At 72.4% G+C, this 24884-nt stretch carries 19 protein-coding genes; 13 read left to right on the top strand and 6 right to left on the bottom strand.

From position 1 onward, the window contains the following. The first annotated feature begins 540 nt into the window (after positions 1–540). From J2S22_RS08825 to J2S22_RS08805, 5 genes are all read left to right on the top strand, one after another. The gene (locus tag J2S22_RS08825; RefSeq protein ID WP_272780861.1) at positions 541–1728 is read left to right on the top strand and encodes an arabinose transporter; all 1188 of its coding nucleotides are present in this window, start codon (positions 541–543) and stop codon (positions 1726–1728) included. A 131-nt stretch (positions 1729–1859) separates the two neighbouring features. After that, complete coding sequence (locus J2S22_RS08820) at positions 1860–3206, top strand: nicotinate phosphoribosyltransferase (RefSeq protein ID WP_272780862.1); 1347 nt, start codon at positions 1860–1862, stop codon at positions 3204–3206. 423 nt (positions 3207–3629) lie between these two features. After that, complete coding sequence (locus J2S22_RS08815; RefSeq protein WP_307155816.1) at positions 3630–6791, top strand: penicillin-binding protein 1A; 3162 nt, start codon at positions 3630–3632, stop codon at positions 6789–6791. Positions 6792–6842: 51 nt separating this feature from the next. Next, complete coding sequence (locus tag J2S22_RS08810; protein WP_272778767.1) at positions 6843–7895, top strand: hypothetical protein; 1053 nt, start codon at positions 6843–6845, stop codon at positions 7893–7895. Positions 7896–8067: 172 nt separating this feature from the next. Next, entirely contained in the window at positions 8068–9045 is a 978-nt protein-coding gene (locus J2S22_RS08805) for a S1C family serine protease (RefSeq protein WP_272778766.1), read from the top strand. A gap of 74 nt (positions 9046–9119) precedes the next feature. Here J2S22_RS08805 and J2S22_RS08800 read toward each other — a convergent pair whose 3' ends face one another. After that, positions 9120–10958: a M3 family oligoendopeptidase gene (locus J2S22_RS08800; protein ID WP_272778765.1), complete on the bottom strand. Its 1839-nt coding sequence runs from the start codon at positions 10956–10958 to the stop codon at positions 9120–9122. Between the two features lie 485 nt (positions 10959–11443). On the opposite strand from J2S22_RS08800, the gene fldA reads away from it, so the two are divergent. Then, positions 11444–11929 carry a flavodoxin FldA gene (fldA, locus tag J2S22_RS08795; RefSeq protein ID WP_272778764.1) on the top strand — a complete coding sequence of 162 codons (486 nt, stop codon included), beginning with the start codon at positions 11444–11446 and terminating at the stop codon, positions 11927–11929. Further along, positions 11908–12339 (top strand): DUF2023 family protein, encoded by a 432-nt coding sequence (locus J2S22_RS08790; protein WP_272778763.1) that lies wholly within the window; start codon positions 11908–11910, stop codon positions 12337–12339. Before fldA ends, J2S22_RS08790 begins: the two co-directional genes overlap by 22 nt. Positions 12340–12496: 157 nt before the next feature. Here the strand turns inward: J2S22_RS08790 and J2S22_RS08785 are convergent, their stop codons facing one another. Then, positions 12497–13039 (bottom strand): cytochrome b, encoded by a 543-nt coding sequence (locus J2S22_RS08785; protein ID WP_272778762.1) that lies wholly within the window; start codon positions 13037–13039, stop codon positions 12497–12499. Between the two features lie 373 nt (positions 13040–13412). Here J2S22_RS08785 and J2S22_RS08780 point away from each other — a divergent pair, with 373 nt between their 5' ends. The 3 genes from J2S22_RS08780 to J2S22_RS08770 all read left to right on the top strand — a co-directional run bounded on the left by J2S22_RS08780 (position 13413) and on the right by J2S22_RS08770 (position 19584). Then, complete coding sequence (locus J2S22_RS08780) at positions 13413–14918, top strand: sigma-54-dependent transcriptional regulator (RefSeq protein WP_272778761.1); 1506 nt, start codon at positions 13413–13415, stop codon at positions 14916–14918. Between the two features lie 221 nt (positions 14919–15139). Then, on the top strand, positions 15140–17302 hold the full coding sequence (locus J2S22_RS08775) for a L,D-transpeptidase family protein (protein WP_272778760.1): 2163 nt from the start codon (positions 15140–15142) through the stop codon (positions 17300–17302). A gap of 449 nt (positions 17303–17751) precedes the next feature. Next, positions 17752–19584: a peptidoglycan L,D-endopeptidase MepK gene (locus J2S22_RS08770; RefSeq protein ID WP_272778759.1), complete on the top strand. Its 1833-nt coding sequence runs from the start codon at positions 17752–17754 to the stop codon at positions 19582–19584. 88 nt (positions 19585–19672) lie between these two features. Here J2S22_RS08770 and J2S22_RS08765 read toward each other — a convergent pair whose 3' ends face one another. Together J2S22_RS08765 and J2S22_RS08760 are read right to left on the bottom strand one after the other, a co-directional pair. Beyond that, positions 19673–19957 carry a DUF2312 domain-containing protein gene (locus J2S22_RS08765; protein WP_272778758.1) on the bottom strand — a complete coding sequence of 95 codons (285 nt, stop codon included), beginning with the start codon at positions 19955–19957 and terminating at the stop codon, positions 19673–19675. A 114-nt stretch (positions 19958–20071) separates the two neighbouring features. Then, a complete protein-coding gene (locus J2S22_RS08760; protein WP_272778773.1) occupies positions 20072–20368 on the bottom strand; it encodes a DUF1244 domain-containing protein in 297 nt (98 codons plus the stop codon). A gap of 230 nt (positions 20369–20598) precedes the next feature. On the opposite strand from J2S22_RS08760, the gene J2S22_RS08755 reads away from it, so the two are divergent. From J2S22_RS08755 to pyk, 3 genes are read left to right on the top strand one after another with little or no spacing between them, the layout of a single operon-like run. Continuing rightward, complete coding sequence (locus J2S22_RS08755; RefSeq protein ID WP_272778757.1) at positions 20599–21885, top strand: glycerate kinase type-2 family protein; 1287 nt, start codon at positions 20599–20601, stop codon at positions 21883–21885. Between the two features lie 29 nt (positions 21886–21914). Beyond that, complete coding sequence (locus J2S22_RS08750; protein WP_272778756.1) at positions 21915–22511, top strand: DUF1036 domain-containing protein; 597 nt, start codon at positions 21915–21917, stop codon at positions 22509–22511. Then, on the top strand, positions 22508–23938 hold the full coding sequence (pyk, locus tag J2S22_RS08745; RefSeq protein WP_272778755.1) for a pyruvate kinase: 1431 nt from the start codon (positions 22508–22510) through the stop codon (positions 23936–23938). The genes J2S22_RS08750 and pyk overlap by 4 nt, the downstream gene beginning before the upstream one ends. A 55-nt stretch (positions 23939–23993) precedes the next feature. Here pyk and J2S22_RS08740 read toward each other — a convergent pair whose 3' ends face one another. Together J2S22_RS08740 and ykgO are read right to left on the bottom strand one after the other, a co-directional pair. Continuing rightward, positions 23994–24650: a tetratricopeptide repeat protein gene (locus tag J2S22_RS08740; protein WP_272778754.1), complete on the bottom strand. Its 657-nt coding sequence runs from the start codon at positions 24648–24650 to the stop codon at positions 23994–23996. 100 nt (positions 24651–24750) lie between these two features. Continuing rightward, on the bottom strand, positions 24751–24876 hold the full coding sequence (gene ykgO, locus J2S22_RS08735; protein ID WP_111421746.1) for a type B 50S ribosomal protein L36: 126 nt from the start codon (positions 24874–24876) through the stop codon (positions 24751–24753). Positions 24877–24884 lie beyond the last annotated feature (8 nt).

Genomic DNA, 24884 nt, shown 5'->3' with positions numbered 1-24884 from the left:
CCTGACTCGCTCCGGGATCGGATTCGCCCGAAATTCCGCCGTCACCCGCGCGCAAATCCGCCTCGCGGCATGAAGTCGAGTTCTTGCCCTGCCTCTTCGCTTTTGCGCCCTGCGGGCCTGCCCACGCAATGCGTTGTTCTGGTGGGCGGTAACGGGCCGCAGCCGGCCGAGGGACGTCCTCTACCCCGCGCCCTCTGATCGCGATCCATGCGGTTCCAAGCAGCGGGCCGTCGACTCCCGATCAGCCGAACGGAGGTTCGCATGGGCTCGACGCACCGACTGTCTCCTCGCGGCTCGTCCAACCGTTCCGTTGTCGGACCGCCCGCCCGCCCCCACCCCTCGGTTGACTCCCCCGCCGCCGTCGCCTATCTGACCGCTCGTCGCCGGTCGCGCCGGCCGTAAGCGTTCGACGTCATTCAACGCACTCAACGATCCTCGACGATCGGAGTGCGTTTTTTCGTGCTCTGTGCCCGGCGCATCGCGCCGGTGCGACGAGCCGGCGGCGCGCTTCGGCGATCGGGGAACAGCCACGAGATCGTCATGGCTTTCCGCTCGACCCCCGACCCGGCGCAGCGCCGCCTGCTGCTGCTCACCGCGGTTCTGTTCGTCTGCTATCTCTGCGTCGCCATCCCGGTTCCGACCGTCCCGGTGTTCGTCACCGGCCCGCTCGGGCTCGGCAATGTCTGGGCCGGCCTCGGCGTCGGCTTCGGCTTCCTCGCCACCGTGGTCACCCGCGGCTACGGCGGCGGCCTGTCGGACCGCCGCGGCCCGGCGGTCGCGGTGCGCCGCGGGCTCGTCCTCTATCTCGCCGGGGCGCTGGCCTCGGCGGTCGCCGGCCTGATGGCGGGCGCGCCGGCGGCGGCCTTCGCGGTCCTGCTCGCCGGCCGGCTGCTGGTCGGGCTGGGCGAGAGCCTGGTCGGCGTCGGGGTGGTCGCCTGGGGCGTCGGCCTCGTCGGCCCGGCCCGGGCCGGGCGGGTGCTGGCCCTGGTCGGCGCCGCCATCTACGGCGCGCTCGCGGTCGGCGGACCGCTCGGCCTCCTGCTGCTCGACCGGCTCGGCTTCGCCGGCGCGATGGCGGCGAGCGCGCTGCTCCCCGCCCTCGGGCTGCTGGCGCTGCGCGGCATCGCCGGCGTCCCCGCCCATCCCGACGCCGAGCGGCCGCCGTTCCGCAGCGTGATCGGCCGGATCTGGCTGCACGGCGCCGTCGTCTGTCTGCAGGGCATCGGCTTCGCCGCGATCGGGGCGTTCTTCGTCCTGCATTTCCTGCGCGAGAATTGGAGCCATGCCGGCCTCGGCCTCACCGCCTTCGGTGCCGGCTTCGTGCTGGTCCGGGTGCTGTGCGGCCACCTGCCCGATCGGGTCGGCGGCCTGCCGGTGACGATCGTTTCGCTGGCCGTCGAGGCGGCCGGCCAGACGCTGATCTGGGCCGCCGGCGATCCGGCCCTGGCGCTCGGCGGGGCGTTCCTCACCGGCCTCGGCTGCTCGATGGTGTTCCCGGCGATGGGGCGCGAGGTCGTGCATCTGGTGCCGCCGCATCTGCGCGGCACCGCGCTCGGCGGGTACTCGGCGTTCCAGGACGTCGCCTACGGCCTCACCGGGCCGCTCGCCGGGGTCCTCGCCGACCACGCCGGCTACGGCAGCGTGTTCCTGGTCGGCGCCGCCGCGGCGGCCGCGGGCCTCGTGATCGCGCTCGGCCTGTACCGCACACGCCGCCGCCCGGCCGCCTGAGGGCGGCCCCGGCGCGGCGGTCCCGGTCGGTGCCCGCACGCCGCCTCCCCCCTCGGCCCCTCGCCGTGCTACACCGCGGCGCGAGGGCGTGCCGGCGGGGCCGGCCCCGGCAAAACTCCACGGGCGAAGCGATGAACATCGGTGACAGTCCGCTGCTGACGGACCTCTACCAGCTCAACATGATGCAGGCCTATCTGGCGAACGGGCTGACCGGCCCGGCGTCGTTCGAGCTGTTCGTGCGGCGGCTGCCGCCGGGGCGGTCGTTCATGATGGCGGCGGGGCTCGAGCAGGCGGTCGAGTGGCTGGCCGGCTTCCGTTTCTCCGCGGACGAGCTCGCCTATCTGGAGAAGAGCGGCCGGTTCGACGCCGCCATGCTCGATTATCTCGCGACCCTGCGGTTCACCGGCGACGTCGACGCCATGCCGGAGGGCACGGTGTTCTTCCCGCACGAGCCGATTCTCCGCGTCACGGCGCCGCTGCCGCTGGCGCAGCTGCTCGAGTCGCGGCTCATCAACCTCGTCCAGCTCCAGAGCCTGGTCGCCACCAAGGCGGCCCGGGTGATGCTGGCGGCGCCCGGCAAGGTGCTGGTCGACTTCGGCTTCCGCCGCGCCCACGGGGCCGAGGCCGGCCTGATGGCGGCGCGCGCCGCTTACGTCGCCGGCTTCGCCGGCACCGCCACGGTGCTGGCCGAGATGCTGTGGGGCATCCCGATCTACGGCACCATGGCGCATTCCTACGTGCAGGCGCACGAGGACGAGAGCGTCGCCTTCGAGACGTTCGCCCGCGCCCGGCCCGACAATCTCACGCTGCTGATCGACACCTACGATCCGGAGGCGGCGGCCCGCAAGGTCGTCGCGCTGGCCCCGAAGCTCGCCCGCGACGGCATCGTCGTGCGCTCGGTGCGCCTCGATTCGGGCGATCTCGTCGGCCTGTCGCGCCGGGTGCGGGCGATCCTCGACGCCGGCGGCTGCCCGGACATCCGGATCTTCGTCTCGGGTGGGCTGGAGGAGGGGCAGATCGCCGCCATCGTCGAGTCCGGGGCGCCGATCGACGGCTACGGGGTCGGCACCGCGCTCACCACGTCGCAGGACCAGCCGGTGCTCGACATCGTCTACAAGCTGCAGGAGTACGACGGGGTGGCGCGGCGCAAGCGCTCGGCCGCCAAGCAGACCTTCCCGGGCCGCAAGCAGGTGTGGCGGACCCGCGCCGCCGACGGCACCATCGCGGGCGACGTGATCTCGCTCGACGGCGAGACCCTGCCGGGCGAGACCCTGCTCGCCCCGGTGATGCGGGCGGGCGAGCGGGTGCGCCGCGATCCGTCGCTCGCCGACATCCGGGCGCGCGCCGCCAGGGAGCTCGCCGCCCTGCCGCCGGCCCTGCGCGACGTCACCCATCCTGGCCCCTATCCGGTGGCGATCGGCACGGCGCTGCACGACCTCACCGAGGAGGTCGACCGCCGCATCGCGGCGCACGGGTGAGCCTCCGCGCGATCGCGTGTCCCGGGCGCGGTGCAACGCGCCGCGACCTGGGACCCAGAGGGATCGGACGAGGCGGCTGCCGAGCGCCCCTGGGCCCCGGCTCTGCGGCGCATCAGGCCTGCGGCCTGACGCACCTTGTCCGGAGCACGATGCGCTCGCCCCGGAGATGCGACACGACCGCCCCGAAATCCCTTCTTAACGTCCGCCCCGTTAACCTTGCGCCCGGACGCGGCGGCCGGGGGAGGGGCGCCGGGCGGGCGCCGGCGGGCGGCCCTGCCGATGCCGCAAATTTGCTCGGTCGCGACGGAACGCCACCCCAAAATCGCCGTTGTAACCGGCCTATAACTGCGTCGCTTTCTCCTCGCGTGCGTTCTCCGCACGGGCCCGTCTGGCGTGCCCGTGCGCACCAACCGGGCCGGTGGCATGGATGTGATCCTGGTGAAGCTGCTCGCGGCGTTCCTGGCGTTGAGCCAGGTCGCGACCCGGCCGGAGGCGATCGAGACCACGTTCGACCGCGACCGCGACCAGGCCCGCGTCGTGCAGATCCTGCGCGACGGCTGCGCCCACATGCGCAAGGCCTTCGACATCGAATCGATCGACATCGACGGGCTGATCACCACGGCGCTCGACGACCCGCAGGCCTTCACGGGCGAGATCAAGGCGTTCAAGGGCCTCGACTTCAAGGCGCTGCCGCCGCTCTACCGCCAGTTCTGCAAGAACGAGGACGTGGCCGACTCGCCGGCCGACATCGGCGCCGTCATCGCGTGGTACGACAAGGCCGTCGCCGACCTGCCGGACCACAACAAGCTCAAGGGCTTCAGGCCGGCCGGCACCTCCACGGTGCTGGACCGGACGGGCGGCCGCTTCGCCGAGGTCTACGAGCCCGACAACCGTCGCGTCTGGGTGCCGCTGTCCGAGATCCCGAAGCACGTCCAGGAGGCCTTCGTCGCCGCCGAGGACAAGCGCTTCCATCAGCACAAGGGCATCGACGAGCGCGGCCTGATCCGCGCCATGGTCGGCAACCTGGCGCGGCCGGGCCGGCCGCAGGGCGGCTCCACCATCACCCAGCAGGTGGTGAAGAACCTGCTGGTCGGCGACGATCTCACCTACGAGCGAAAGATCCGCGAGGTGATCGTCGCCGCCCGGGTCGAGCAGATTCTCTCCAAGGACGAGATTCTCGAGCTCTACCTCAACACGATCTTCCTCGGCCGCGGCTCCTGGGGCATCGAGCTCGCGGCGCGCAGCTGGTTCGGCAAGCCGGCCTCGGAGCTGACGCTCGCCGAAGGCGCGGCGCTGGCCGGCCTCACCAAGGGGCCGAGCTACTACAGCCCCGACCGGCATCCCGGGCGGGCGCAGGAGCGGCTCTCCTATGTCCTCGGCCGCATGCAGGAGGACGGCCTGATCACCCCGGCCGAGGCGAGCGCGGCGCGCGCCGCCGGCGTCACCTGGGCCCCCTACGAGCGGCTGACCCGCACCTCCGGCTTCCACGTCCTCGATCACATCGCCCGCGAGGCGCGCGGCCTGCCCGGCGTGTCGCCGCTCACCGCGGCGTCCTCGACGGTGAAGTCGACCATCCATCCGGACCTGCAGAAGGCGACCGAGGCGGCCCTGCAGGAGGGCCTGTTCCGCTACGAGGCGTCGACCGGCCGGTCCCAGTTCGCCGGGCCGGAGCTGAACCTCGCCGCGGCGATCCAGAAGCTGCAGGCCGCCGCCGGCAAGGCCGCCGGCGCGCCCGGCGCCGCCGGCACGACCGGGGCGCCCGCCGCCGCGGCGCCCGACGCGGCGCCCGCGCCGGCCGCCGCCCCCGACGAGCCCGCGCCGCCGCCGGCCCGCGGCAGGAAGGCCAAGTCCTCGGCCAGGGCCGCCGCGCCGCCGCGGCCGGCCGAGCCGCCGGCCCCGGCCGTGCCGTGGCTCGAGGCGCTCAAGACCGCCCGCATGCCGCTCTACGACGTCCACTGGACGCCCGCCGTGGTGATCCAGAAGGGCGAGACCATCCGGGTCGGGCTGACCGACGGCCGCGTGCTGCCGCTCGGCGCCGTCACGGCCCAGGCGCGCCGGACGCTGTCGCTCTACGACGTCGTCTACGTCAAGGCGACCGACGGCAGGAAGGGCGCCCGCGCCGATCTGCGCATCCGCCCGACCGTGCAGGGCGCCGCCCTGGTGCTGGAGAACAAGACCGGCCGCATCCTCGCGATGACGGGCGGCTTCTCCTATCCGCTCAGCCAGATCAACCGCACCACCCAGACGGCGCGCCAGCCCGGCTCGGCGTTCAAGCCGTTCACCTATCTGGCGGCGCTGCACAAGGGCCTGCAGCCCAACACGCTGGTGCGCGACGAGCCGATCACCCTGCCGCCGGTCGGCGGCAGCACCGCGGCGCGCGATCGCGACTACTGGACGCCGAAGAACTACGAGGGCGGCTCGTCCGGGATCCTCACCCTGCGGCTCGGCCTCGAATACTCGAAGAACCTCGTCACCGCGCAGCTGCTCGACGGCGGCATCTCGTCCGATCCGACCCAGAGCCTCGCCAAGGTGTGCGAGCTGGCGCTGGAGGCGCAGGTCTATCGCGACTGCATCGGCTACTACCCGTTCGTGCTCGGCGCCCAGCCGGTGCGCCTGATCGACCTCGCCGCCTTCTATGCCGCGGTCGCCAACGAAGGGATGCGGCCCGACCCCTACGCGGTCGAGGAGGTCGAGGAGCAGGGCAAGACGGTCTATCGCCACCAGGGCGACCTGCGGGCGCTGGCCGGCGGTGACCGGGTCGCCTTCGTCCAGCTCAAGAGCATGCTGCAGGGCGTGCTGGCGCGCGGCACGGCGCGGGCGATCGCCGGCCTGTCGCCCTACGTGGCCGGCAAGACCGGCACCAGCGACGACGAGAACGACGCCTGGTTCGTCGGCTTCTCCAACGACGTCACGGTCGCCGTGTGGGTCGGCTACGACAATGCCGACGGCAAGCGCCGCACCCTCGGCGGCGGCCAGACCGGCGGCTCGGTGGCGGTGCCGATCTTCTCCGCCATCATGGACCAGGTGTGGGCCAAGGTCGCCCGGAAGGCGCCGCTCGCCCCGCCGTCGCGCGAGGCGCAGCGCCAGCTGATCGCCCTGCCGATCGACCTGCGCAGCGGCACGCGGCTGCCGGAGCGCACCGCCGGCGCCTTCACCGAGTGGTTCCGGGTCGACCGCTCCGGCGAGGTCGCCGACACCCAGCACCAGATGGTCTCCTCCTACGACGTGGCGAGCCAGGCCTACGGCGACCCCGGCGACGGCGAGCTGTTCGGCTACGGCACCGGCAACGGCCCCTACGGCAATTCGCCCTACGGCAACAACGGCTACGGCGGTGGCTGGGGGCAGGGCGGCGGCCTGTTCCAGGGCTTCCCGTTCGGCTGGCAGCAGCAGAGCCCGTACCAGCGGCAGCAGCCCTCCGGCTCGCCCTACGGCCAGGGCGTGCGGCCGCCGCCGCAGAGCCCGGGCGGCCTGTTCGGCCAGCTCGGCCGTTCCTTCGGCGGCGAGCCGCGCTACCATGGCCGCGACTATCCGCCCCAGCGAGTCGACCCGCAGTACCCCTATGCGGACCGCGAGCGTTACTGGTGACCAGCCGCTCCCGGCCGCAGCCTCTGTGAGAAGCGCCTGGTGATGCAGCAGATGACGTCGAAACGTCTCGTCCCGGCCCTGGCGGCGGTGGCCGCCGCCCTGTGGCTCGCCGCGGCGCCGGCCGTGCCGGCCGCGGCGGCGGGCTTCCGCATCCAGGAGGTCCGCGACATCGCCAAGGTGGCGCCGGGGTCGCTGCCGCCCGGCACCATCGCGTTCACCGACCACCGCGACGACGAGCTGGTCGATCCCGCCACCGGGCTGATCCGCTTCTCCGACTGGGCCCGCGCCCGGCCGCTGCAGAAGGAGCTGCTCGCCCTCTATCCGGGCTACACCGAGCCGAGCGTCACCGCGACCGTGAACGGCGCCACCCGGACCGTGAAGCGCAAGCTGCACATGTACGTCGCCGAGGCGCGCTTCGAGCTCGCCCGGCCGCCCGAGCGCGTCGACCTCGCCCGCTTCGCCACGCTCAAGACGCTGGAGACGATGGATCCGGCCATCAAGCACCGGCTGATCGGGCCGAACGACGTCGTCCCCAACAAGGACGCCCGGCTGTCCTCGCACCACCCGACCCGCCGCTGGTGCGAGAACGCCGCGACCGTCATCTGCATCCAGTCGCGCTACCAGTTCGAGGGCAAGCTGCCGGCCGCCATCATGCTGCTCAACAAGCTGCGCGACTCGGGCAAGCAGGTGGCCGACCACATCGAGTTCCAGAGCGAGCTGCGCATCGTGCCGCCCGAGGAGATCGACCAGGCGGCGATCGCCAGGCTCACCGGGGTCGAGACGCCGGTCGCCTCGATGCTCGAGCAGTCGATCGTGCACGTCAACCAGGTGATGCAGTTCGGCAAGGTGCTCGCCGTGCTGCAGCCGAGCCCGGCCGACCCGGGCCGCACCATCGTCTCGACCTTCGTGGCGCTCGCCGTCGAGAGCGACCTGTTCGAGAAGCGCAAGGAGCTCGAAGGCGTGCCGGTGCTGCGCAACATGGTGCCGGCCCAGGTGCTGGCCGGCAACTCCTCGTTCAACACCGGCCACTCGATCAGCGCCGGCCTGCCGAGCTACTCGCGCAACCGCATCGAGGCGATCGCCACCGCCCTCGGCGCACGCTGACCGTACGGTCGCGGACGGGCCGCGGGCCGCGGCGCGCTGCCCCGCGGCAGGCAGCGCTCCGCCACCCCGCCGCCTTATTGTCCTCACCGCCCATCGCCTCTACATCTGGCGTCGGCGTGCCACCGCTCCGCGCGCCGCGTGCGATGCCGCGCATCGCGCACGGGAGATGCCGATGCCGTCCTCCGGGGACTGGAAGATTCCGCCGGCCGCACAGCCGAAGGCGGAAGGCTACAAGTTCGACCTCGACCGGGCGTTGAACGCCGTGGTGGCGCTGCGCGCCGAGGTGCCGGCCGACGCGACCACGGCCGAGACGCTCGGCACCGAGCGGGCCGGCCACGGCGTCGTCATCCGCGACAGCGGCCTCGTCCTCACGGTCGGCTACCTGATCACCGAGGCCGAGGCGGTGTGGCTGCGCACCGCCGACGGCCGCGTCGTGCCCGGCCACGCGCTCGCCTTCGACCACGAGACCGGCTTCGGCCTGGTGCAGGCGCTCGGCCGCCTCGAGGTGCCGGCGCTGCCGCTCGGCCGCTCGGCCGACCTGCTGGTCGGCGAGCACGCGATCCTGGCCGCCACCGGCGGCCGCCAGCGCGCCGTCGCGGCCCGCATCGTCGCCCGCCAGGAGTTCGCCGGCTACTGGGAGTACCTGCTCGACGACGCCATCTTCACGGCGCCGGCGCATCCCAACTGGGGCGGCACGGCGCTGATCAACGCGGCCGGCGAGCTGGTCGGCATCGGCTCGCTGCATCTCGAGCAGCGGCGCGACCAGGACACCGTCTACCACGTCAACATGGTGGTCCCGATCGACCTGCTGAAGCCGGTCCTCGACGACCTCCTGACCTACGGCCGGCCGAACCGGCCGGCGCGCCCGTGGCTCGGCGTCTACGTCACCGAGCTGGAGGACAAGCTGGTCGTCGTCGGGGTGGCGAACGGCAGCCCGGCGCAGCGCGCCGACCTGCGCGCCGGCGACACCCTGCTCACCGTCGCCGACACGCCGGTCGCGACGCTGGCCGAGCTGTTCCGCCGCATCTGGTCGCTCGGCCATGCCGGCGTCGAGGTGCCGATCACGGTCCAGCGCGACGGCCGCATGCTGGCGCTGCGCGCCACCTCCGGCGACCGCCTGCGCTTCCTGCGCACGCCCCGGATGCATTGAGGGCTGCACTTCCCCTCTTCCCTCTCCCGCGAGGGGAGAGAGACGAGCCCCGGGCCGCTCGGCCGCCGCCGCGCCTACGTCCCCTCCATCGCCTCCAGCTCGTCGATCATGGTGGCGATGAGGCCGAGGCCGCCCTGCCAGAAGCCGGGGTCGCGGGCGTCGAGGCCGAACGGGGCGAGCAGCTCGTTGTGCGGCTTGGTGCCGCCGGCCGCCAGCATGGCGAGATAGCGCTCGGCGAAGCCCTCGTGGGCGTTCTCGTAGACGGCGTAGAGGGCGTTCACCAGGCAGTCGCCGAACGCGTAGGCGTAGACGTAGAACGGCGCGTGGACGAAGTGGCCGATATAGGCCCAGAAGGTCTCGTAGCCGGGCTTCAGCTCGATCGCCGGGCCGAGGCTCTCGGACTGCACCTTCATCCAGATCTCGCCGATGCGGTCGGCGGTCAGCTCGCCCTCGCGCCGCTCGGTGTGGATGTCGCGCTCGAACGTGTAGAAGGCGATCTGCCGCACCACCGTGTTGAGCATGTCCTCGACCTTGCCGGCCAGCATGGCGCGGCGTCGCTTCCTGTCCTTGATGCCGGCGAGGAGCTTGCGGAAGGTGAGCATCTCGCCGAACACGCTGGCGGTCTCGGCGAGCGTCAGCGGCGTCGGCGCCATCAGCGGGCCGTTCTTCGCCGCCAGCACCTGGTGGACGCCGTGTCCGAGCTCGTGGGCGAGCGTCATCACGTCGCGCGGCTTGCCCTGGTAGTTGAGCAGCACGTAGGGGTGCGCCGACGGCACGGTCGGATGCGCGAAGGCGCCCGGCGCCTTGCCGGGCCGGGTCGGCGCGTCGATCCAGCGGTCGGTGAAGAAGCGCTCGGCGATCTCGGCCATCTTCGGCGAGAACTGGCCGTAGGCCGAGAGCACCGCGTCCTTCGCTTCGTCCCACGGAATCGTCGGCGTCGCCACCTTGGGCAGCGGCGCGTTGCGGTCCCAGTGGGCGAGCCGCTCCTTCTTGAACCACCGCGCCTTCAGCGCGTAGTAGCGGTGCGACAGCCGCGGATAGGCCTCGCGCACGGCGCTCACCAGCGCCTCGACCACCTCGCGCTCCACCCGGTTGGCCAGATGGCGCGAGTCGGCGATGTCGGCGAAGCCGCGCCAGCGGTCGGAGATCTCCTTGTCCTTGGCGAGCGTGTTGGTGATCAGCGTGAAGATGCGCAGGTTCTTGCCGAAGGTCTCGGCCAGCGCCTCGGCGGCCTTGCGGCGCACCGTCTCGCTCGGGTTCTGCAGCAGCGTCAGGGTCGGCTCGAGCGGCAGCGCCTTGCCCTGCACGGAGAAGCGCAGGCCCGCGATGGTCTCGTCGAACAGCCGGTTCCAGGCGGCGTAGCCGGTCACCGACTTCTCGTGGAAGAGCTGCTCGACGCGATCCTCGAGCTGATACGGCTTCTCCTTGCGGACGTCCGCGACGAACGGCCGGTAGTGGCCGAGCGCCGGGTCCTGCATGGCGGTCTCGAGCAGCGCGTCGTCGATGCGGTTGAGCTCGAGCGCGAAGAACAGGAGATGCGACGAGGCGGCCGTGATCTGGTCCTGCACGTCGCCGTAGAACTTGGCCCGCACCGGATCCGTGGTGTCGCCGGCGTGGACGAGGCTGGCATAGGAGATCAGGCGGCCGAGCAGGTCGTCGAGCGCCTCCAGCTGCCGGATGGCGTCGGCCAGCGCCGGGCCGGCGTCGGGCTCGCGCGCCATGGCGGCGAGCCGGCCCTTGAACGCCTCCTCGAAGGCGACGCAGCCGGCACGGGCGCGGTCGAGGTCGTGCTTCACCTCGGGCGAATCGATCGCGGGATAGAGGTCGGCCAGGTTCCACTCGGGCAGCGTCCCGAGATCGGCGGCGGTCGGAGCGGCAGGGGGCTTCGTCACAGTCGCGGTCGTCACGGTCATTGCGGCAGCGGTCCTTCCAAAGTCCGGCGCCCCGGCACCCGGCCGGCGGCGAAGGGGTCGCCGCCATCGTAGGGGGCTGCGGCCGGCGAGGCAAAGCATGGCGGCGGCGGCCCGGCCGGCGGCCGCCCGGCCGGGGCCGGAGAGGGGCCGGCCGGACGCGTCGGCTTTCCGTCAATTCCGACAGAAACGTCTACTTTCGAAGCGATCGAAAATAAGACCGGTTCGAGGTGGCCCGGATCATCGTGGCGGAACCGCATGTTGTCGCTTTCGGCATGGTCTTGTTTATCGGACATGAAAGCTTGGAACTGTTCTTCTGCCACAGTAACATTCCTCTAATCTATTCACCGGGAACGAGATTCTAGTTGGCGGCCGGGGCGCCGCCGCGATACGGTCCCGCGTACTCCAGTACTCACCGCGGACCCGCGCCGGGGCGATGTTTCGGCGCCCGGGTTCCTGTTGCCAACGACCCCCGTTGAAGACCGACCATGAGCGTGAACGTCATTTTCGGATCCGACGCCGGTGCCACCCGGGGGGTGGCGTCGCGCATCGCCAAGCGCGTGCAGGGCAAGGCGATCGACATCGCCACGGCGACCAAGGCCGACTTCGAGAACTGCAGCCTGCTGATCCTCGGCTCGCCGACCTACGGGGCCGGCGACCTGCAGACCGACTGGGAGCTCGGCGGCCTCGACAAGCTCGGGGCGGCCAACCTCGCCGGCAAGAAGGTGGCGCTGTTCGGCACCGGCGACCAGGTCAGCTATCCGGACAGCTTCGTCGACGCGATGGGCCTCCTCTACGACCAGGTGGTCGCGAAGGGGGCCGTCGTGGTCGGCTTCACCGACACGGCCGGCTACGACTACACGGCGTCGAAGGCGGAGCGCGACGGCAGGTTCGTCGGCCTCGCGCTCGACGAGGACGGCGAATCGTCGAAGACCGAAAAGAGGATCACGGCATGGATCAGCCAGCTTCTCTGAACGCGACGCTCGGGATCTTCCGGCATCACCTCTACGAGCTGTCGAAGGGGATGCGGCCGCTGATCCTGATGACCGTCAACGCCGAGGCGGTGAAGCCGATCGTCGACCGGCTGGTGGCGTCGGGCGTCGCCCATCACGTCCACGAGGCGTGCCGGTCGCGCTTCAACGTGGTGTTCGGGCGCCCGGCCGCCGTGATGGCGGTGCAGCGCTTCCTCTCGGGGCCGCTGTGCGACCTCTCCCCCGAGCACGACTTCATGCTGGGCATCCTGCTCGGCTACGACCGCGAGCAGCAGTGCCTGCGCTATCTCGCCCGCGCCGAGGCGGCCGGCCGCGCCGGCGCCACCGGCGATCCGGCGGGGGCGGAGACCGCCGAGGCGGTCGCCGAGGCGGCCCGGTCCGTGATGCATTGAGCGGCGATGCATCGCGGGGCGGGGGCCTTTCGTGGGGCCTCCGTCGCCCGCGTGAGGCGCCGTGGAATCCGGAGGGCCGCGCCGGCGCGCGAGGATCCCGCAGTCCGCCCTGCGGGCGTCGTGCGGGCCACGCGCTCGGGCGCGACGCGAACGTCCGTCAGGACGATGCGCCGATCCCCATGCGGCCGAGAATGCGGTCGCGCAGGATGAACTGGTGGTAGAGCGCCGCCCCGATGTGGAGGGCGACGAGCCCGATCAGCAGGCGGGCCCCCAGGCCGTGTTGCACGCGTCCGACGAACGCCTCGAAGTCGGGCAGCAGGTCTCCGGAGCCGCCGAACACGATCGGTCCGGCGCCGGACGACATCATCATCGCGATGCCGCTCGCCGCCATGCCGAAGACGACGACGTAGAAGCCCCAGTGCATGAGACGCGCCGCGGTCGCCTGGATCGGCGACGCGCCTTCCGCCGCGGCCGGCTTGCGCTCGATCAGCAGCCACCACCCGGCCCGGATCAGTGTCAGGACGGCGACCGAGATGCCGCCCGCGACATGGAGGCGGAGCATGTCCGCCTTGGCGACGAGGTCGCCGGTGTCGGAGATGCGGAAGCCCGACACCACCAGCCATCCGATCAGGACCGCGCTGACCCAGTGCAGGAGGATCGGGAGCATTCCGTAGCGGGTCTCGGTGCGTGCGTTCGACACGATGCAAATCCTTTCGTGGACGATGCGGCTTCCCCGAGGAGCCCGCCGGGGAATGCTCTGGATGACGATCGGAAGTGTCGTCCGGCCGCGTTTCGATGCATTGTCTTGAATGTAAAGTTGCGTAAAGCGCCGGCGTGCGAGGATCCCGCAGTCCGCCCCGCGGGCTTCCCGCGGGTTGTGCGCGTCTCGGAGCGCGTGGCTTTCCCCCTCCCCGACCCTTCCCCGCAGGCGGGGGAGGGGCAGGGAGGGGGCGGCGCCGGCGCACGGCGCATCGTCTTCACCAGCGCGTGACCTCGCGCCCCCGGTAACACCCCGTTAAGCGTGATCTGGATTAATGCCCCAATTCGGGACAGCCGATCCGGACCGGGGCCGCATGGCGGAGCGCATCCTCATCGTCGACGACGACCCGGTGCAGCGGCGCCTGCTCGAAGGGCTCGTCGAGAAGTTCGGCTTCGAGGCCGTGACGGCCGACGGCGGCGACGCCGCCGTGGCGCTGCTCGCCGATCCGCAGGCGCCCGCGGTCGATGCCGTGGTGCTCGATCTCGTGATGCCGGATCTCGACGGGCTCGGCGTGCTGGCGCGGCTGCGCGAGGCCGGCCACGCCGTGCCGGTGATCGTCCAGACCGCACATGGCGGCATCGACAACGTCGTCTCGGCGATGCGGGCCGGGGCCGTCGACTTCGTGGTGAAGCCGGTCGGGCCGGAGCGCCTGCTCGTCTCGCTGCGCAACGCGCTCGCCGCCCGGGCGCTGGCCGGCGAGCTGTCGCGCCTCAAGCGCAGCCGCGCCGGCACCCTGACGGTCGACGACATCGTCACCCGCAGCCCGGCGATGCGGGCGGTGCTGCGCGCCGCCGAGAAGGCGGCGGCCTCCACCATCCCGGTGCTGGTCGGCGGCGAATCCGGCGTCGGCAAGGAGCTCCTGGCCCGCGCCATCCACGGGTCCGGCGAGCGCCGGGCCAGGCCGTTCGTCGCCGTCAACTGCGGCGCGCTGCCCGACACGCTCGTCGAATCGATCCTGTTCGGCCACGAGAAGGGCGCCTTCACGGGTGCCTCCGAGAAGCATCTCGGCAAGTTCGTCGAGGCCTCGGGCGGCACCCTGTTCCTCGACGAGGTCGGCGAGCTGCCGGCCGCCGCCCAGGTCAAGCTGCTGCGCGCCCTGCAGGAGGGCGAGGTCGAGCCGGTCGGCGGCCGCCGCCCCGTGAAGGTCGACGTGCGGCTGATCTCGGCGACCAACCGCGATCTGATCGCCGACGTCGCCGCCGGGCGCTTCCGCGAGGACCTGTTCTACCGTCTGCACGTCTTCCCGATCACGGTGCCGCCGCTGCGGACGCGCCGCGAGGACATCCCGGATCTCGTCCGCCATTTCCTGGTGCGCTTCGCGGCCGAGGAGGGCCGGCGGGTGCGCCGCGTCTCGGCCGAGGCGATCGCGCTGCTCGCCCGCCATCCCTGGCCCGGCAATGTCCGCCAGCTGGAGAACGCCGTGTTCCGCGCCGTGGTGCTGGCCGAAGGCGACGAGCTCGGGCCCGGCGAGTTCCCGCAGATCGCGGCGACCGCCGGTCCGGCGCCGGCCGCTCCGGAGGGCGGGCTCGCCACGGTTTTGCCGCAGAGCGCGCCGGTCGCGACCGCGCCCGTGTCGCTGGACGATACGGCGCCGCCCGAAGCGGGCCTGATTCCGCTGCTCGGCCGCGACGGCGAGGTGCGGCCGCTCGACGAGATCGAGGCCGAGGCGATCCGTTTCGCGATCGCCCATTACGGCGGCCAAATGTCTGAGGTCGCACGAAAATTGAAGATCGGTCGGTCGACTTTGTATCGCAAGCTGGACGGGCTCGGCCTGGTGCCGGCCGAGGAGGCCGCGGCGGCCGACGTGGCCGCGCGGTGACAGGGCTCCGAAAAGAGCCGCAACGAATGCGAAAAGCAGCGCTCGCCCGGTTCGGGCTGAGCTAAGTTGAAGTGCTGATGCTGAGGTCGCGCGTCGTCGTGCGCCGGCCGCAGAGAGGATCGAGTCTCCGGACCGACGGGTGTCGGCCCGGAATCCGCCGACCCGAGGCGGCGGGCTCGACCGGAGTGGTGCCGACGTTTGCCCCTGGGAGGACATCGCCTATGCGCTTCGATCGTCTGCTCGCCGGAACGGCCCTCGCGCTGGTTCTCGCCATCGGCACCGCCCATGCCCAGTCGGCCCCCGAGACACCCCCGCAGGCGCAGCCGCCGGCCGCAGCCGCGCTCGACGCCGTGCCGCCGACCGAGCCGGCCGCCGTCACGGTGACGCCGGCGGATCTGGCGCCCGCCCCCGCCCCCGCCCCCGCGCCGGCCGCCGCCGCGCCGGCCGCGCCCGCTCTCGCCTCCTCCGAGTCGAAGCCGGCCGCTCCGGCGCCCGCGGCCGCTCCGCCCGTCGCCGCCCAGACCGACACCGTCACGTCCGACACCGCCAAGGCGGAGGACGCGAAACCCGCCGACGTGAAGCCCGAGGTCGCGGCCACGGCCGCGCCGGCGCCCGCTCCGGCCCCGACCTCCGCAGGCGCGCCTGCCGCTCCGCCGTCCGCCACCGCGGCGGTGCCGCCGACCGCGCCGGCGCCGGTCGCCGTGACGCCGGCCGACACCGCCCCCGAGGCGACCGCCACGGCCCCGGTCGAGCCCGCCGCCACCGGCACGGTGCCGGTCGCCCCGGTCGCGCCGGTGCTGACCGTCGACCAGCAGGTCGGCGAGCGGCTCGCCGAGCTGCTCGCGAAGAAGACCGACCGCCGCTTCGATTCGAAGACCCGCGCCTCGCTCGACAGCTTCTACGCCGCCCGGGCCCACGGCCCGGTGTGGACCAGCGACGGCGCCGTCAACGCACGCGCCAAGGCGGTGATCGCCCAGCTCGGCAATGCCGAGGCGGACGGCCTCGATTCCGACGACTATCCGGTGCCGCAGCTGTCCGCCGGCGCGACCCCCGACGACATCGCCGAGTTCGAGCTCAAGCTGAACCAGTCGGTGCTCGCCTATGCGAAGCACGCCGCGGTCGGCCGGGTCCACTGGTCGCGCACCAACGGCGACATCGTCTACACCGAGACGCCGCCCGAGGCGGCAGAGGTGATGGGCAAGCTCGTCTCGGTCGACGGCAAGGATGCCGGCGCCGCGCTCGACGGCTACCAGCCGCAGCACGCTCACTACAAGGCGCTCAAGGCCAAGCTCGCCGAGCTGCGCGGCCACAAGGGCGACGCGCACAAGCGCATCGCCTACGGCCCGGCCCTCAAGGTCGGCATGGACGACGTCCGGGTGCCGGAGGTGCGCGAGAAGCTCGGCGTCGCCGGCACCGGCACGACCTACGACAAGCCGCTCGCCGACGCCGTGAAGGCGTTCCAGAAGAAGAAGGGCCTCAAGCAGACCGGAGTGTTCGATTCGGGCACGCTCGATGCCATGTACGGCCCGCGCAACGACCGCACCGCCGACATCGTGCTGGCCAATCTCGAGCGCTGGCGCTGGGTGCCGCACGACCTCGGCAAGGCGCACGTGATCGTCAACATCCCGGAGTACATGCTGCGCGTCTACAGCAACGGCGAGCCGGTGTGGACGACCCGCGTCGTCGTCGGCAAGCCGAGCAAGGCGACGCCGCTGCTCAGCGAGACGATGAAGTACATCACGGTCAACCCGACCTGGAACGTGCCGCCGTCGATCGTCTACGGCGAGTATCTGCCGGCCCTGCAGCAGGATCCGACCGTGCTGTCGCGCATGGGCCTGAACGTGTCGCGCCGGGCCGACGGCTCGATCCACGTCTCGCAGCCGCCCGGCGCCGCCAACGCGCTCGGCCGCATCCGCTTCAACTTCCCCAACAAGTTCCTGGTCTACCAGCACGACACGCCGGACAAGCACCTGTTCGCGCACGACAAGCGCGCCTACAGCCACGGCTGCATGCGGGTGAAGGATCCGGACAAGTACGCCGAGGTGCTGCTCGGCATCGCGCTGCCGAAGGAGCGCTACACGGCCGAGAAGATCCGCGGCATGTACGGCTCGGGCGAGCGCAACATCAACTTCCCGACCCCGATCCCGGTGCATCTGACCTATCAGACCGCCTTCGTCGACGATCACGGCAAGCTGGTGCTGCGCGACGACATCTACGGCCGCGACCAGCGGCTGATCGCGGCGCTGAAGAGCGACGAGCGCAAGGTCGCCGACACGCCGGTCGAGCGCCGGCGCGAGGCTTCGGCGGCGCCGCGCCGGCAGGCGGTGCGGCTGCCGCAGGAGGAGCCGCGCAGCGTCTTCCCGCTGTTCAACCTGTTCCGCTGACGCAAACGACCGAGTCGAGCTAAGCGAGGTGGCCGGGCTTGCCCGGCCATCTCGCGTTGGGCCGGGCGGCTCCGGGATCGGCGACGACTTTCGTCTTTTTAGCAAGAACTGCACCACATCCGGAGAACCGCTCGTTCACGACGAGTGGCGGAATCCTGAGCTTGCGCGCGGTGCTCGAAGGGGCGCCGGGGCTCCGGTAAAATACTAGTCTTCTCAAAAAGTTGGAGAGGCGTGGCGCGGCCGTGACAGGCGGCTTGTTTTCGCCATACTCACGGTTTAGTGAATGGATCGTGATGGGGAGAGGGGGGGCAGCAGCGCTGCGTTTACCGATCCCATGAAGACGAGAACAGCCCTGTCGTCTGGCCGTGCACGGGGGTGCGGCCGGACGACGCGCTTCGCGGACGCCGTTCGCGAAGACGTCGGAGCTTTGTCTGAATGAGAGATCGAACGTGGCCCTGAGCAACGTCCGCCTCGACTCGGCGACCGGCATGGTTGTGCGTGCCGGTCGCCGAGTCGGCCTCGCCGCGCTGGTGCTGTTTCTCGGCTGCGACGGCCTGCAGACCGCGGCCGCCAACGGCGACACCCGCACCCTGACGTTCCACCACACCCACACCGGCGAGAGCCTCACGGTCACGTACCGGCGCGACGGCCGCTACGACGACGAGGCGCTGAAGAAGATCAACTGGGTGATGCGCGACTGGCGGCGCAACAAGGCGGTCCGGATGGATCCGGCCGTCATCGACGCGGTGTGGGAGCTGACCCGCTCGGTCGACGCGACCGACGTCGACATCATCTGCGGCTACCGGGCCCCCGAGACCAATTCGATGCTGCGCGCCCGCTCCGGCGGCGTCGCCAAGGCCAGCCAGCACATGCTCGGCAAGGCCATCGACCTGAAGGTGCGCGGCGTGTCGCTGGAGAAGCAGCGCGCCGCGGCGATGCGGCTGCACCGCGGCGGCGTCGGCTACTATCCGGGCTCGCAGTTCATCCATGTCGACACGGCGAGCATCCGGCACTGGCCGCGGATGACCTACGACCAGCTCGCCCGCGTCTTCCCGGACGGCCGCACCGTACACGTGCCGTCCAACGGCAAGCCGCTGCCGGGCTATCAGCTCGCGCTCGCCGACCTGCAGAAGCGCGGCTCGTCGAGCGCGGTCGCGTCGGCCGAGGCGGGCTCGCTCCTCAAGCCGGGCAAGAACCTGCTCGCCTCGCTGTTCGGCGGCGCCCGCGACGCCGAGGAGGACGAGGACGCGACCCGCGCGCCCGCCGCCTCCCCGAAGGCCGACACGAAGCCGGCCGCGCGCCCGCGCCAGACCCGCATCCAGACCGCCCAGGCCGATATCGCCAAGGCCGAGCTCAGGCCGGAGCCCAAGCTCGAGGCGAAGCCCGAGGCGAGGCCCGCCGCGGCCCGCGTCGAGGTCGCCCGGCCCGCCGCCGCCCGCGTCGCGGCCAGGCCCGCCGCGGCGCCGGCCGTCGCGCCCGCGCCGGCCGGGCCCGAGATGTTCGCGCTCGCCTCGGCGTCGAGCACGCCGGTGCAGCTCGCCTCCGCCGGCGACATGCCGGTGGAGAGCACCGCGGTGGCGGTGCTCGGCGGCGCGCCACCGCGGCCGCCCGCCGAGCTCGGCTCGACCGACATGGCCCCGACCGCCGCCGTCGACCCACAGCCGGTCCGCACCGCCTCGGCCGATCCGATGGCGCCGGTCGGACGCGACCGCACCCCGAGCCGCACCGGCTCGCTGTGGTCGCGCGAGCGCGATGCCGCCGACCGGGTGCCGCTGGAGCTCGCACTCGCCTATGCGACCGAGCCGGACCGCCGCGGCGCCGCCGCGCCGGCCCGTGCCCCGGCGATGGGATCGCTGGTCGACCGCGCCCGCCTGTCCGCCGGCGCCGCGGTCGCGGCTCCTGCGACGGCGCCCGCCGCCGACGGGCCGCTCACGGTGGTGAAGAAGATCGCGGCCCGCGTCACCTCCGACCGCGCCGGGGAGGCTGCGGCCGCGCCGCGCTCCGCCCCCGCCGCCGTGGTGCCCGTGAAGGCCGGCATGCGCTTCGACGATCCGTGGCTGCGCGCCGTGATGCTGACGCCGAGCCTGCACGCCGCCATGACGGTCACGTCCTACGGCGACCCCGACTATGTCGAGCTGCGCAGCCTGATGGGCAAGCCGACCGGCTCGGTCGTGATGGCCTTCGGCAGCGATCCCTATCCGGGCCTGGCGTCGAACCGCTTCAGCGGCGGCGCCGTGGTGTTCGTCAGCACCGTCACGTTCCGCACCGCCGCGCTGCGCTGACGCGCGGTGCCGGCGGGGGCGCCCGACGCAAACGAGAACGCCCGGCCTGCGCCGGGCGTCGTCGTTTCGGGCCGGCGGAGCGCCGGCCTCACATCATGCCGAGGGCGGCCTTGTAGGTCTCCAGGATCGCCTCGTGCTCGGCGCGCTCGTCCTTGTCCTGCTTGCGCAGCCGGATCACGGCGCGCAGCGCCTTGGTGTCGTAGCCGTTGCCCTTGGCCTCGGCGAACACGTCCTTGATGTCGTCGGCGATCGCCTTCTTCTCCTCCTCGAGCTTCTCGATGCGCTCGACGAAGGCACGCAGCTGATCCTGGGCGAACCGCGACGCGCGATCCTTCTCGGTCCGGTCATTGGTGGCGGCGGCGGTTGCGGGCATGTCGGTCCTCGACAGGAAACGTGTTTCGGCTGATACGGGCCAATTCTGCCCCGCCGTCAAGGCGAGGCCGGGGCAGGGCGGCCGCGATCCACATCATCCACAAGAGCCGCCGGATTATTCGTGCCGGTGCGAGGTCTCGAAGGCCTGCCGCTGCGCCGGCGTCGCCTCCCGCTGATACCGCGCCTTCCAGGTCTCGTAGGGCATGCCGTAGACGGCCTCGCGGCTCTGGTCCTTCGACAGCGGCACGCCGGCCGCGTCGGCGGCGTCCTTGAGCCAGTTCGACAGGCAGTTCCGGCAGAAGCCGGCGAGGTTCATCAGGTCGATGTTCTGCACGTCGGTGCGCTCGCGCAGATGCGCGACGAGACGGCGGAACACCGCGGCCTCGAGCGCCGTGCGGGTCTGCTCGTCCATCGGGGCGGGATCGTGCGGGGCGGGATCGTGCGGCGTGGGCGTGCTGGTCATGGGGGTCCTCCGCTGTCCGGCAAGATAGGGGCGGGGCGGCGGCTTCGCCAGCCGCGCGCCGGCCGCATGGCGGTCGCGCCGCGGGCCCGCGTATTTCTCCGGGATGCATTCCGGGCGCGAAGTTTTATAAGGCGAACGCTCCGGGGCCTTGCCGCGGGCGAAGAACATCAGAGGTTGCCATGAGCCCGAGCCGCGATCTGCTGACCAAGCTCTACGAGGCGGCCGTCGCGGCCGCCCATCCCTCGGTCTGCCTGCCGCCCGAGCTGCCGCCGCCCCCGGCGAACGGCCGCATCGTCGTGCTGGCCGCCGGCAAGGCGGCCGGCGCCAGCGTGGAAGCCGTCGAGGCGCACTATCTCGACAAGCTGCGGCTGCCGAAGGACCGGCTGACCGGCGTCGCGGTGACGCGCCACGGCCACGGCCGCAAGGGCCGGGTCATCGAGGTGGTGGAGGCCGGGCACCCGGTGCCCGACGCGGCCGGCCTCGCCGGGGCCGAGAAGACCCTCGCGCTCGCCGACGCGGCCGGCGCCGACGACCTCGTCCTGGTGCTGGTGTCGGGCGGCGCCTCGGCCAACTGGATCGCCCCGGCCGCCGGCATCTCGCTCGCCGCCAAGCAGGCGGTGACCCGCCAGCTGCTGCGCTGCGGGGCGAACATCGGCGAGATCAACACGGTCCGCAAGCACCTGTCGCGGCTCAAGGGCGGCCGCCTCGCGGCGCGCGCCCATCCGGCCCGCATCGTCACCCTGGCGATCTCCGACGTGCCGGGCGACGACCCGAGCGTGATCGGCTCCGGTCCGACCGTGCCGGATCCCTCGACGCTCGCCGACGCGCGCGCCATCGTGGCGCGCTACGCGCTCGACGTCCCGGACGAGATCAGGGCGGCGCTGGACAACCCCGCCAACGAGACGCCGAAGCCGGGCGATCCGGCCTTCGCGGATCTCGACTATCGCATCGTGTCGCGGCCCCAGGACGCCTTCGAGCAGGTCGAGGCCAAGGTGCGGGCGACCGGGCTCGACTGCCTGCTGCTCGGCGACCGGCTGGAGGGCGAGGCCCGCACCGTGGCGGCCCAGCACGCCGCCATCGCCAAGGAGTTCGTCGCCCAGCATCGCCGCGCCGTGATCCTGTCGGGCGGCGAGCTGACCGTGACGCTGCGCGGCAAGGGACGCGGCGGGCCGAACCAGGAATACGTGCTGGCGCTCGCCGGCGCGCTCGACGGGATGTCCGGCGTCGCGGCGCTCGCCGCCGACACCGACGGCATCGACGGCGGCGGCGGCAAGGCCGACGACCCGGCCGGCGCCTTCGTCGACGACACCACGGTGGCCCGCGCCCGCGCGCTCGGCCTCGATCCCGCCGCGTTTCTTGCCGACAACGACTCCACCGGCTTCTTCGAGCGGCTGGGCGACCTGTTGCGGCCCGGGCCGACCTGCACCAACATCAACGATTTCCGGGCCATTCTGGTCGACCGCTGATCGGCCCGGCGGGGACGACGCGGCACCGGATGGCGACACCCAGGGCTCTTCTCATCGTCGAGCGCATCGTTCACCGGCGATCCTTCGCCCGCGCGGCCGCGGCGGCGGCCGTCGCGCTGCTGCTCGTGCTGGCGACGAACGGCCCGGCCGCGGCCGACTTCCGGCTGTGCAACAACACGGGCGGCCGCGTCGGCGTCGCGGTCGGCTACAAGGACGGTGACGGCTGGGCGACCGAGGGGTGGTGGAACCTGCCGGCCCGCACCTGCGAGACCCTGCTCCGCGGCACCCTGGTCGCACGCTACTATTACATTTACGCCGTAGACTACGACCGCGGCGGCGAGTGGTCGGGCCAGGCGTTCATGTGCACGCGCGACAAGGAATTCACCATCCGGGGCACCGAGGACTGCCTGGCGCGCGGCTACGACCGGACCGGCTTCTTCGAGGTCGACACCGGCGAGCAGCAGACCTGGACGGTGCAGCTGACCGATTCGAACGAGCAGGCCTCCCAGCGCCCGGCCGGGGCTCCGCCCCCGCCCCCGGGCACTCCCCCCTCCTTCATGGCGGTGCCGCCCGGCCAGGGCCGTCCGCCCCACCCACCGCAATTCCCCGGAAGCACCTCTCGATGAGACGACAGCGGCGCGTGAAGATCGTCGCCACCCTCGGTCCCGCGAGCTCCGACCAGGCGGCGATCGCCCGCCTGTTCGCCACGGGCGCCGACGTGTTCCGCATCAACATGAGCCACACGACCCCGGAGCGCATGCGCGAGATGGTGCGCATGATCCGGGCCGTGGAGGACGAGCTCGGCCGGCCGGTCGGGATTCTCGCCGACCTGCAGGGCCCGAAGCTGCGCATCGGCAGCTTCGCCGCGGACGCCGTGACGCTGGAGCGCGGCGCCACCTTCGTGCTCGACTCCGACCCGACGCCCGGCACCGCGCAGCGCGTGCACGTCCCGCATCCCGAGGTGCTGGCGGCGATCGAGGCGGGCCACAGCCTGCTGCTCGACGACGGCAAGCTCCGCCTGACCGTGCTGGAGGCGAGCCCGGGCCGGGTCGTCACCCGGGTCGAGGTCGGCGGCCGGCTCACCGCCCGCAAGGGCCTCAGCCTGCCCGACACGACCATCGCGTTCCCGGCGCTGACCGAGAAGGACCAGCGCGACCTCGAGGCGGCGCTCGACGCCGGCGTCGACTGGATCGCCATGTCGTTCATCCAGCGGGCCGAGGATCTGGCCGCCGCCCGCAAGATCACCCGCGGCCGCGCCGGCCTGCTCGCCAAGATCGAGAAGCCGCAGGCGGTGACGAACCTCGCCGACATCCTGGACGCCGCCGACGCCCTGATGGTGGCGCGCGGCGATCTCGGCGTCGAGATGCCGCTGGAGAAGGTGCCGGGCATCCAGAAGCAGATCGTCCGCGAGGCGCGGCGCGCCGGCAAGCCCGTGGTGGTGGCGACCCAGATGCTCGAATCGATGATCGCGAGCCCGGTGCCGACCCGGGCCGAGGTGTCGGACGTGGCGACGGCGATCTTCGAGGGCGCCGACGCCGTGATGCTGTCGGCCGAGTCGGCCTCCGGCCAGTACCCGGTCGAGGCGGTCGAGACGATGAACCGCATCGCCGAGGAGGTCGACCGCGACCCGACCGTCACGGCCACCATCCAGGGCCTGCGGGCGCCGCCCGAGCGCACCGGCGCCGACGCCATCGCGGCGGCGGCCCGCCAGATGGCCGAGACGCTCGACCTGTCCGCCGTGGTGTCGTGGACCTCGTCGGGGGCGACCGCCTACCGGGTGGCGCGCGAGCGCCCGAGCGTGCCCGTGGTGGCGATCTCGCCGAACCTCTCGACCGGCCGCCGGCTGGCGCTGGTGTGGGGCGTCCACGCCGTCGTCGACGCCGACGCCCGCGACCCCGACGACATGGTCGAGCGGGCGTCCCGCACCGCTTTCGTCCAGGGCTTCGCCCGCTCCGGCGACCGCATCATCATCGTCGCCGGCATGCCCCTCGGCATGCCCGGCGCCACCAACATGGTGCGCATCGCCTATGTGGGGCCGAAGGCGGCGGAGTAGGGGGCGCTTCGAAGACCCGACGGAGGATGTTCGTCTCCGGTTCAGGCGACCCGCCTCAGATCGGCCGGCCCTCGACCTTGTCGGTGAGGGTGCGGACCTTGTCGGCCATGCCCTTGAGGCGCGGATTGACGTCGAGCGCCTTGCGGTAGGCGTCGAGCGCGTGCGTCTCGTCGCCGATCTCCTGCATGATGGTGCCCAGCCCGGCCAGCGCGCCGAAATGGCGCGGCTCGCGGCGCAGCACCTGGCGCAGATCGGCCAGCGCGCTCGCATAGTCCTTCTTGAGGAAGAACACGGTGGCGCGCCGGTTCCAGCCCTCGACATAGTCGGGCCGGATCTCGACGATGGCGTCGAGCAGCCGGATCGCGAGGTCGTGGTCGTCCTTGTCGATGGCGGCCTTGGTGCGCACCATCAGCAGGTTGACGGTGTCGCTGCCGGAGGCGAGCCAGACCGCCCAGATGCGGTCCTCGACCGCCTTGGCGGTGGTGTCGTCGGGGGCGGCCCGGAGGGCGCCGAACAGGGTGTCGAGATTGCGGGTCGGATCGCCGCGCGGCGCCTTCGGCACCGTGGCGGGCGGCTCGACCCAGTCGGCGTCCTGCGCGGCCGCCGGCGGACCGGGCGGGGCGAACGCCAGAAGGCAGCCGGCGGCGAGGGCCGCGGCTGCCGACAGCGTGGTGGAAAAACGTCGTCTCGGACCCGATCGTCGACCGCTCATGGCGGCAGTCTAGGTCGGGTCCGGCGCGCCCGGCAAGGGCGCCGGCCGCCGGTCCGATCACGGCCGCGCGAGACGGCGGCCGCCGGCGGACCGGAGCACCTCAGCCCTGGCGGGCCTTGAAGCGACGCTGGGTCTTGTTGATGACGTAGACGCGGCCCTTGCGGCGGACCAGGCGGTTGTCCCGGTGACGCCCGCGCAGCGACTTGAGCGAGTTACGGATCTTCATGGCTCGTC

This window comes from Rhodoplanes tepidamans, from assembly GCF_030813915.1.
Lineage (GTDB): Bacteria > Pseudomonadota > Alphaproteobacteria > Rhizobiales > Xanthobacteraceae > Rhodoplanes > Rhodoplanes tepidamans.
Note: the sequence above shows the minus strand (reverse complement) of the source record. Positions and strands in the feature narration are given on the sequence as shown.